This window comes from Calditrichota bacterium (assembly GCA_014359355.1).
In the GTDB taxonomy this organism is placed as follows: Bacteria; Zhuqueibacterota; Zhuqueibacteria; order JANLFK01; family Oleimicrobiaceae; genus Oleimicrobium.
In genome coordinates, this window is record JACIZP010000134.1 from 1 (window position 1) to 5,925 (window position 5,925).

The window sequence follows — 5,925 nt, forward strand, 5'->3', positions numbered from 1 at the left end:
CCCGTACCAACGAGGCGGTCTTGGAGATGGTGTTCAAGGCGCAGGTGCAAGTGGCGCCTCCACCGCCGGTGCGCCGCATGCCGGCCCAGCTGAGCGCCGTACACGCTGCTACTACCGGTATGGGCTTGCGTCAACCCGCAGGACCGGAAGGGGCGCCCGAGCCTGGCAAGCGCCAGCCGATCAGAGTCGGCGCAAAGGTAGGTCGCAATGACCCCTGCCCATGTGGCAGCGGCAAGAAATACAAGAAATGCTGCGGAGCGGGCATGCATTGACCACTTTCGGGCATGAAGGTTGCAAGCTTTGGGGGCGGGCACAACAAAGGTCTTGTATTTGGCCGGATTTCTTATATATTTGAAAGCGGGTTCAGTGTCCCCCCACCTCCGTAGCAATGGCGAAAGGGCGTGCCATCGAAAGGTTAGTTGAAATCCTGGTGTACATCATGAGCGAGGCGCGGGGCAGTGGCTTCGGGGTTGAGCGCCTGCGAAGCCTGTCCGGCGACTTGCTCAAGCAGGGATACACGGAGAGCGAAATCGACCTTGCCTTCTCCTGGCTGTTCGAGAAGGCGGGCTGCAACTATGAGAACCTCAGCGCCATCCGCACTCCCATGTCGCTGTACCGCGTGCTGCATGCCGCAGAAAAGATGGTCATTAGGCCGGAAGCGTACAGTTATCTCCTGCAGTTGCGGCAACTTGGCCTGATCGACGACCAGCAGCTGGAAGAAGCTATCGAGCGGGCCATGCAGATGGGCGTGAGCCCCGTGGATACCGAAGACATCAAGGAGATTGCCGCCACCGTCATGTTCGACGCCGACTCGTTCACCGGCGGGTATCTGTTCAATGACACGCACATGGGCAATTGAGCCCCGTGAAGCGGACAGGGCATGGCAGGTGACAAGAAATCCCTGGTAGTTGTCGAGTCCTTTGCCAAGACCAAGACCATCAACGCCTTCCTGGGCGAGCAGTTCACGGTCCTCCCTTCGGCTGGGCACGTGGTGGACTTGCCCAAGACGAAGCTTGGCGTGGATATCGACAACGGCTTTGAGCCGCAATACAGGCCTCTGCGCGACCGGCAGAAGGTGGTAAGACAGCTCAAAGAGGCGGCTGCAGAGGCTGAGCAGGTCATTTTGGCCACCGACCCGGACCGCGAAGGCGAGGCTATCGCCTGGCACCTGGCCGAGATCCTCAAAAAAGCCAACCCCCATATCTCGCGCATCACCTTCAACGAGATCACCCGCGACGCGGTACTGCGCGCCTTGGAGAGCCCGCGTGCCATCGATCTGAACCTGGTGGAGGCGCAGAAGGCGCGACGAGTCATGGACCGGCTCGTCGGCTACCAGGTGGGTCCAATTCTCTGGCGCACGGTCTGCGCCGGTCTGAGTGCCGGCCGGGTGCAGTCGGTGGCGCTGCGCCTCATCTGCGAGCGGGAGGAGGAGATCGAGGCGTTTGTCCCGCAGGAGTACTGGCTCATTGACGGGACGTTTCAGGGGCGCCGTACTGCGCCGTTTACGGCGCGTCTCACCAAGGTTGCCAATGAAAAGCCGCACATCCCCGACGAGCAGTCGGCAGTGACACTGGTGAAGGACATCCGACGCCAGGAGTGGACGGTCAAGGATATCCGGAAGAACGAGGTACAGCGGCAACCTGCGCCGCCATTCACCACAAGCACTCTTCAACAAGACGCAGCCCGGCGCTTCGGCTTTTCCACCAAGAAAATCATGGCCATTGCCCAGCAGCTGTACGAGGGCATAGAAATCGGTCCTGGAGGGCCGGTAGGCCTCATCACCTACATGCGCACCGACTCGGTGCGGGTGGCGGACGAGGCAGTGAGGGAGGCGCGCGACTTCATCGCCAACAACTTCGGTGTCGAGTACCTTTCGCCGCAACCGCGGCACTTTGCCGCACGCAGGGGAGCCCAGGATGCACACGAGGCCATTCGCCCGACTTCCGTGAAGCGTACCCCTCGGGCGCTGCGCAAGTACCTCAGTGAGGAGCAATTTCAGCTCTATGAGTTGATTTGGCAGCGATTTGTGGCGAGCCAGATGGCCCCCGCCCGCCTGCTGCAGACGACCGTGGACATCGTGAGTGGCAACGACGAAATGTACCTGTTCCGGGCAACCGGCTCGGAGGTTCTCTTCCGAGGCTATCTGCAGGCCTATGAGGAGGCGCCGCGCGAGGAAGAGGATGCGGAGCGCGAACCGACCACCAAGGTGCCAGAGGAGCTGACAGTGGGCGAGCGGCTGATCCTCTTGGACGTTACCCCGAGCCAGCACTTCACCAAGCCACCACCGCGCTACACGGAAGCCAGCCTGGTGAAGGCGCTGGACAGTCTGGGCATTGGCAGGCCCAGCACCTATGCGGTCATCGTGAGCACCATTCTGGAGCGGAACTATGTGGAGAAGCGGCAGCGACAGTTGGTGCCCACCGAGCTGGGCCGCACGGTCAACAGAATCCTGGTGGCCAACTTCCCGGACATCTTCGAGGTCAAGTTCACGGCGCGCATGGAAGCGGAGCTGGATGAGATCGAGGGCGGCAAGAAGAACTTCCGGCAGGTAGTGGAGGGATTCTACGGGCCCTTCCGGCGGGCCTTGGCCGCAGCAGAAGGCAGGCAGCTCGAGATCCGGGAGAGCCTGCAGCAGAAGACAGAAGAGCACTGTCCGATCTGTGGGAAGGAGCTGGTTATCCGCTGGGGACGGCACGGGCGCTACATGGCCTGCTCTGATTACCCGCGCTGCCGCTTTTCCAAGAACATTGAGCAGGAAGGCGTGGCCAGCACGGAGAGGTGCGACCTGTGCGGCAGCCCCATGGTGATCAAGACCAGTCGCTTCGGGCGCTTTTTGGCCTGTTCCGCGTACCCGAACTGCAAAAACGCCAAGCCGTTCAAAATCGGTGTGAAGTGCCCAAAGCCCGGTTGTGACGGCGAGGTGGTGGAGCGCAAGTCCCGACGCGGGCGCACATTCTACGGCTGTAGCCGCTACCCCGCATGTGATTTCGTCTCCTGGCAGGAGCCTGTTACCGGGCCGTGTCCCTCCTGCGGGAACAATGTGCTGTACAAGAGGTATACGAAGACAAAGGGAACGGTCCTCCACTGCCCACAGTGTGAACAGGATTTTGCGGCGGACCTTGTAGGGTCGCCGAGCGCGATATCTTCTGATGACTGACGACCTTCGTACTCTCGCCATGCAGTTTGCGCGTTACCTGCAGCAGGTGCGGCACTACTCGCCGCACTCGGTGGCGGCCTACCGTACGGACCTCGCGCAGTTTTGCGACTTTGTGGGTGAGATGCTGGACGGCGCAACCCCTTCGGTGCACCAGGTGGAGCGCGGCTTTTTCCGTGCCTACATGGGCCGTTTGGCCAGGCGCGGCTACAGCCCGCGCAGTGTGGGGCGCAAGCTGGCGGCGTTGCGCGTCTTCTTCCGCTATTTGGTGGAACAGCAGATCCTTCCTGCAAATCCCACCGTGGGGCTACGCGCACCGCGCGCCGACAAGAGGATCCCCAAGCATCTCCCCGTCAAGGCGGTGCTCAATGCCCTTGACTTGCCTGAGGAGGACAACCCGCAAGGGCTTCGTGATCGGGCTATTCTCCAGCTTTTCTATGCCACGGGCGTGCGCCTGGGCGAGTTGGCCGCTCTGGATGTGGATGACGTGGACTTTGCCAATGGGGTGATCAAGGTCATGGGCAAGGGAGCAAAAGAGCGGGTGATACCCCTTGGATCGGCCACTGCCGAGCTGCTGCGTCACTACCTGCAACGTCGGGGCGAGCTCGTCCGGGAGGGGCTGCCGCGCTGCGCGGCGCTCTTTCTCAACGCCCGCGGCGAACGATACTCCAGGAGCGGTATCGCGCGGACCGTGCGGCGGTACCTCGGCCAGGTGTCAGAAAGCGGTGCGCGCAATCCGCATGTGCTCCGCCATTCATTTGCCACCCATCTTTTGGATGCCGGGGCAGACCTGTTGGCGGTCAAGGAGCTGCTGGGCCATTCGCGCCTGTCTACGACGCAGGTGTACACGCACGTCTCGGCCGAGAGGATGAAGAGCATCTACCGTCAGGCGCATCCCCGAGCCGAGCGGTGCGAGCGGGAGTAGACGCAGATGGCTGACATTCACCAGCGCCTGGGGGAGCGAGGAGCCGCAGACAGGAGCAACGGGGGCGCGCTTCGTCCTTGGCCTATGGCTTCGGACCCACGGGCCCGCTGCGCGACGTATTGTTGGCTTTCTGGAGTCAGGTGGTGCAAGAGACCGGGATGAGTCTGGACCAGTGAACCTGGACGGGCGGTGTTTTTGGGTGAGTTTTCGTGCGCTTTGAGGCTATGGTGAAGGCAGTACCTCCGTTAATCTCAAACCATGGGAGGAGCCTATGAGAATCAACATCACTGCGCGGCACTTCAACGCGTCGGATCGTCTGAAGCAGTACACGGAGAAGGAGGTGAGGCGCCTCAAGCGGTATTATGATGGCATCCTCAACTGCGATGTCATCCTGGATTGGGAGAAACAGGCACAAGTGGCGGAGATTGTCCTCCATGTGTACGGCACCAAGTTGACCGTGCGGGAAAAGAGTGAGGACATGTACAAGTCCATTAATCTTGCGGTGGACAAGTTGGAGCGGCAACTGAAGAAGTACAAAGGGAAGCTGCACACCTTCGACAATACACGGGCACGTGATTTGATTGCCGAGTAGCTCCACAACAGGGGCTGCCTGGTCCCGGGCAGCCCCTTTGCTATTGAGTGCTGGGCAACGTTACCATCGTACGGTGGATGAAGCATGGCCGAACTCACAGTCGAAACTCTCTTCGAAGAGAACAAAGAAACGCTGCACTTGCAGCTGTTGAACCACCGGGGGAGCTTTGGCAAAGTGATCAGGGAAGGCGAGCTCCATCGCCCGGGCTTGGCACTGACCGGCTTCACGGACGTGTTCACCTACCAGCGGGTGCAAATCCTTGGCAACACCGAGCTGGCCTACCTGGAGACCCTCTCGGAGGCGCAGCGCCGCCAAGCTATCGAAAAGGTCCTCTCCTTCGACATCCCCTGTATCATCATCACCGACAACAACAAGCCACCGAAAGTCTTGCTGGCGATCGCGGACAAGAGGCAGATCAGCATCTTCGGCACGCCTCACAACACCACGACGCTCATTCATTTATTGGGCGACTATCTGGATATGAAGTTCGCGCCCAAGGTGACCATTCACGGCTCCCTGGTGGATGTGTTTGGCGTGGGGATGCTGTTCACCGGCCGGAGTGGCATCGGCAAGAGCGAAGTGGCGCTGGACTTGGTGGAACGCGGCCATCGACTGGTCGCCGACGACGTGGTGCACATCACCCGCGCTGCAAAAGGGACCCTGATCGGCACCAGCGACGAGCAGCTGCGCGACCATGCCGAGGTGAGGGGCCTGGGCATCATCAACGTGCGCCACATGTTTGGCATCCGGGCGGTGCGCCTGCGTAAGAGGGTGGAAGTCCAGGTCGATCTCCAGGAGTGGTCGGAAGAGACCGACTATGAGCGCGTGGGCATCGATCAAGAGACGACCACTATCCTGGACACCGAGATCCCGCTGGTGCGGCTGCCGATTATCCCCGGCAAGAACATCACGGTCATCGCCGAGGTGATAGCCCTTCACCACTTGATGCGCATCAGGGGCTACAAGACGGCGGAGGTCTTTAACCAGAGGCTCATCGAGCGCATGCGCCGCGCCAGCAGCTACCCCTACTCTCCGGAAAAGGATTACGAATAGGCGGAACCCATGGTCACGTGCGTATTAGTCACCCACGGCCCAGTGGCCGACGCCCTTGCCAAGGCGGCGCAGTCGGTCATGGGCGACATCCCAGGGGTGTATGCTTTGTCCATATCACCCCTATCCCTGGAGACCATTGTGCAGAAGCTGGAGGAGATGGCGGGCAGCCCGGAGGCGCAAGAGGGGATGCTCATCATGGCC

General features: G+C 61.0%; 7 protein-coding genes. All 7 read left to right on the forward strand.

Translation table 11 applies throughout. The features are described 5' to 3' along the window. Positions 1-272 (forward strand): SEC-C domain-containing protein (locus H5U38_05555; protein ID MBC7186481.1); only part of this gene is annotated, 272 nt, incomplete at its 5' end. Positions 273-388: 116 nt separating this feature from the next. Then, on the forward strand, positions 389-859 hold the full coding sequence (locus tag H5U38_05560) for a DUF494 family protein (GenBank protein ID MBC7186482.1): 471 nt from the start codon (positions 389-391) through the stop codon (positions 857-859). Between the two features lie 21 nt (positions 860-880). Beyond that, positions 881-3,157, forward strand: coding sequence for a type I DNA topoisomerase (topA, locus tag H5U38_05565; GenBank protein ID MBC7186483.1), 2,277 nt, complete (start codon positions 881-883; stop codon positions 3,155-3,157). Further along, positions 3,150-4,079 carry a tyrosine recombinase gene (locus H5U38_05570; protein MBC7186484.1) on the forward strand — a complete coding sequence of 310 codons (930 nt, stop codon included), beginning with the start codon at positions 3,150-3,152 and terminating at the stop codon, positions 4,077-4,079. Before topA ends, H5U38_05570 begins: the two co-directional genes overlap by 8 nt. A gap of 271 nt (positions 4,080-4,350) precedes the next feature. Further along, positions 4,351-4,671, forward strand: a complete 321-nt coding sequence (raiA, locus tag H5U38_05575) for a ribosome-associated translation inhibitor RaiA (GenBank protein ID MBC7186485.1) — start codon at positions 4,351-4,353, stop codon at positions 4,669-4,671. Between the two features lie 84 nt (positions 4,672-4,755). Continuing rightward, positions 4,756-5,724 (forward strand): HPr kinase/phosphorylase, encoded by a 969-nt coding sequence (locus H5U38_05580; protein ID MBC7186486.1) that lies wholly within the window; start codon positions 4,756-4,758, stop codon positions 5,722-5,724. Positions 5,725-5,733: 9 nt separating this feature from the next. After that, positions 5,734-5,925: hypothetical protein (locus H5U38_05585; protein ID MBC7186487.1), on the forward strand; the 192-nt coding region annotated here is incomplete at its 3' end.